Annotated in this window: 3 protein-coding genes and 1 pseudogene; 1 reads left to right on the top strand and 3 read right to left on the bottom strand. The window is 71.5% G+C overall.

Translation table 11 applies throughout. The annotated features are described in order from the left end of the window. Positions 1-478 (bottom strand): annotated as a pseudogene (locus OKW78_RS16475) (GTP-binding protein); the annotation flags it as partial. Positions 479-687: 209 nt separating this feature from the next. Between OKW78_RS16475 and OKW78_RS16470 the strand changes: the two are divergent. Next, the gene (locus OKW78_RS16470) at positions 688-1,533 is read left to right on the top strand and encodes a DUF6293 family protein (protein WP_281196141.1); all 846 of its coding nucleotides are present in this window, start codon (positions 688-690) and stop codon (positions 1,531-1,533) included. Positions 1,534-1,887: 354 nt separating this feature from the next. Here OKW78_RS16470 and OKW78_RS16465 read toward each other — a convergent pair whose 3' ends face one another. Beyond that, positions 1,888-2,520: a hypothetical protein gene (locus tag OKW78_RS16465; protein WP_281196140.1), complete on the bottom strand. Its 633-nt coding sequence runs from the start codon at positions 2,518-2,520 to the stop codon at positions 1,888-1,890. A gap of 62 nt (positions 2,521-2,582) precedes the next feature. Then, on the bottom strand, positions 2,583-3,507 hold a 925-nt coding region (locus OKW78_RS16460), incomplete at its 5' end, for a transcription initiation factor IIB family protein (RefSeq protein WP_281196139.1).

Genomic DNA, 3,507 nt, shown 5'->3' with positions numbered 1-3,507 from the left:
CGTCGTCGGCGCGACCCGTGACGAGCGTCCCGACGAGCGTCGACTTCCCGTGGTCGACGTGGCCGGCCGTCCCGACCACGAGGTGGTCGTCGTCGGCCTCGAACATCCCGCCCTCCCGGACGGTCGCGAGCCCGACGAGCCCCGCGGTGTCGCCAGCGCCGTCGGCCCCCGCGCTCCACGTCTCCACGTCGGCGATGTGGGCGTCCGCCTCCTCGGCGAGCAGCGAGAGGACGTCCATCGTCTCCGAGAAGGCGTCGGGGGCGATCCCCGCGAGTCCGCCGTCGTCGGTGACGCCGAGGACGTACGTCGCCTCGCCGTCGCCCGAGAGCACCCGGTGGCGGAGCTGCGCCACGAGCGACTCCATTCGGCCGTCGGCCAGGTGTACCTCGCGGGTGAGTCGCTCCTTGAACTCGATCGCCCCGCCGTCCCGTTCGCCGCGCTCGATGGCCCGCCGTAACGCGGACCGGTCAGCGCTCATGTCGCTCCGTAGGCGACAGCCGGGCTTAACGGTTTTCGTGGTATCCGTCCCCACGTCACGTGATCGGTCCCGAGGGCTCCGGAGGAGTCCGGACCCGCCCCCGACGCGCGTCGGCCCCGGAGTGGTCGTCTCTGCCGCGGTCGCCGCGGGCGACGCTCGACCGCCACGCTTCGGGACGATTTAAGCCACCTCCGCGGGGAGACGGTGACATGGACACAACGGTCCCCCGCGTCGCCGAACGGCGCGTCCACGTCGTGCCGCTCGGCCACGAGCACGACCGGGTCGTCGAACCCCTCCGCAGCCACGGCGCGGACGTGGCGTACCTGCTCGCGGACTCACCCGACCGCGAGGCCGACCGCGGCTCGGTCGACTTCGAGGCGGCCGCCGCCGGCCCCGACGGCTGCCGCGTCGACGTCGATCGACTGACCGACTACCAGCGCGACGCGTGGGCGGAGGCGGCCGAGTTCGCCGAGGTCCGCGCGCTGCCCGTCGAGCTCGCGGACGTGTACGACGTGCTCGGCGTGACGACCACCGTCGCCGCCCGTCACGACGCCGGCGAACCCGACGGCGACCGACTGTTCGCCAACGTCTCGACCGGCCCGCGGGTCGCCGCGGTCGGCGTCGCCATCGCGTGTATGGTCGTCGGCGCGCGACCCTACAGCGTCGAGCCGGAGGTCCAGCGACACGACGTAGCGGAGACGCCGCTCACGGCGGGCGTCGCGGCGACGGTCGACCTCCCGCTGTATCCGATGGACGCACCGACGGCGGACCAGGTCGCGGTGCTCGGTCGTCTCCGGGATCGGACCGACCGGAACCTGACGACCGACAAGTGGAACCTGATCGAGTGGGCCCGCGAGCGCGACCTCGCGTTCCTCCGCGAGGCCGGGGAGAGCCGGACCGCGAAGTACCGCGCGCTCGAGACGCACGTGCTCTCGCCGCTCCGGGACCGCGGCTACGTCGAGTTGGAGGACGTCGGCCGCTCGGACACGGTCCACCTCACCGAGACCGGCCGACGCGTGTTCTTCGCGTTCAAACACAAGCTCGAGACGAACTGAGGTCGTCCGCGGGCCACCCGAGGGTCATCGAGACGCCGAGACGCCCCGGTCGGTCCAGTCGGTTCGTGCGTATTGTACGGATCGTCCGGACTATCCACGGCTAACGTAGAATCATCCCCCGGACGTCGATACGAACGCGTGACGCCCCGTCGGGCGGGTGCGACGCCCTCCCTGCCCTCCGTTCCCCTCCGGCCGACGCCGACCGCTGCCCCCGATCGGCGCTCGGCCGCCCCCCGTCGCGGTCCCCCGCTGACGCGGTCGCGGCCGTCCGGCGGGCGTCACGGACGACGGCTCGTCCGTCGTTTTTTCGCGATATCGGGCCGGTGACGTTCCCGCTAGCGGGACGACGAGTCCTCAGAACGGCGCGTCGGTGGAACCACGGCCCGGCTCCGTGCCGGTCATCGGACGCTCCGTCGGGGTCGGTCGGGCCCCGGACTCCTCCTCGGGAACGGCGGTCAGGTCCCCGGTCTCGAGGTAGGTCGTCTCGAGTTCCGCGAGCCGATCGTTGATCGCCTCGCTCCCGTGGTGCATCGGGGCCGTACGGACGCGGACGAGGTCGTACTCGTGGCGGTTGGAGAGTCCGTTCCACGCCCGAAACGATCCGATCGTCAGCGTGTGCGTCTGCGGACAGAACGGAGTCGTCGGCGTGAACTCCGCGCGGAGAACGCGATCGACCCCCTCGCGATCGACGGTATCGCTCGTTCCATCTCCGCCGCCACGCTCGATCGCGTAGCGATATCCGGCGCTCTCGTGGCGGGTGTCCAGGTTCAATCGAGCCAGGTTGTAGTCGAACGTCATGTCGTACACCGTCCGTTCCTCGAAGCAGTCGCGGGTGGCTCGGTGGAACGCAACGTGGTCCTCCCCGTCGAGGACGTCGTGGCCCTCGAGGAACGCCCCCGGCCGAGGAAGGTGGTCCGGAACGAACTCGTCGTAGTCGTCGAACGGATCGCCGTCGTCGGACGCGAACGGGGACGGGAAGTTCGGCATGGACGGGGGTTCGAGATCGAGTCGGGTACCCCTGATCCCGAAGACGTTCGGGTCGATATCGGCTACTCCTCGCGCAGTTCGACGTACGTCCGGCGGATCGTCACGGGGGTGACGCCCGCGACGTCGGCGGCGTCCCGTTGGGTACAGTCGACGTCGCACTGGCGCGCCGCGGTGTACAGGCAGGCGGCGGCGACGCCGACCGGATTGCGGCCGTTCGCGATGCCGTCCTCGACGGCGCGGTCGGCGAGTTCGCGGGCACGCGCCTCGACGGTCGAGGAGACGTCGAGGTCGCTCGCGAACCGCGGGAGGTACTCGGCCGGAGCGGCCGGACCGATCGGGAGGCCGAGTTCGCGGTTCATCGCGTCGAAGGCCGCGCGGTGTTCCGCCTCGGTCGCCTTCGCCTCCGCACACACCTCGCCGACGGTCCGAGCGACGTCGGCGGTGCGGCAGGCGACGTAGACGCAGGCGGCCGCGAAGCCCTCCAGCGAGCGTCCCCGAAGCAGGCTCTCGGACTGCGCGGAGTCGAACAGCGCGCAGGCGGTGTCACGGAGGCTCGTCGGCAGCTCCAGCGCGCCGGTGAGCCGCCGGATCTCGGTGTAGGCGTACACCTTGTTCCGGTCGCGTTTCGTGGAGATCCGCGCGCGGTTGTGCTGGGTGCGCATCCGAGCCATCTGCCGGCGCTTGCGACCCTTGAGCCGGGTCGAGCGGCCGATCTCGGTCGAGAGCCCGCGGTCGTGGCGGGACCGCGTCAACGGGGCCCCCGTCCGTTTCGGATCGGTGTCGTCGTCCGCGAACGACCGCCACTCGGGGCCGTGATCGATCCGGTCCGCCTCGATGACGAGTCCGCAGTCGACGCAGGCGCGCTCGGCGCTGTCGGCTTCGGTTCGCCCGCCGCATTCGGGACACTCCTCGACGGCATGGCCGGCGGCGGTCGTCTCGTCGGCGCGGTCGGTGCGGTCGGCGCGGGAGTTTCGGGTGCGGGTCGAA

The organism is Halorubrum sp. F4 (assembly GCF_027257195.1).
Taxonomy (GTDB): Archaea; Halobacteriota; Halobacteria; order Halobacteriales; family Haloferacaceae; genus Halorubrum.
This window is presented reverse-complemented; position numbering and strand designations above follow the sequence as displayed.

Coding starts and splice junctions, on each gene's coding strand:
- OKW78_RS16470 (WP_281196141.1), top strand. CDS start 688: ATGGACACAACGGTCCCCCGCGTCGCCGAACGGCGCGTCCACGTCGTG.
- OKW78_RS16465 (WP_281196140.1), bottom strand. CDS start 2,520: ATGCCGAACTTCCCGTCCCCGTTCGCGTCCGACGACGGCGATCCGTTC.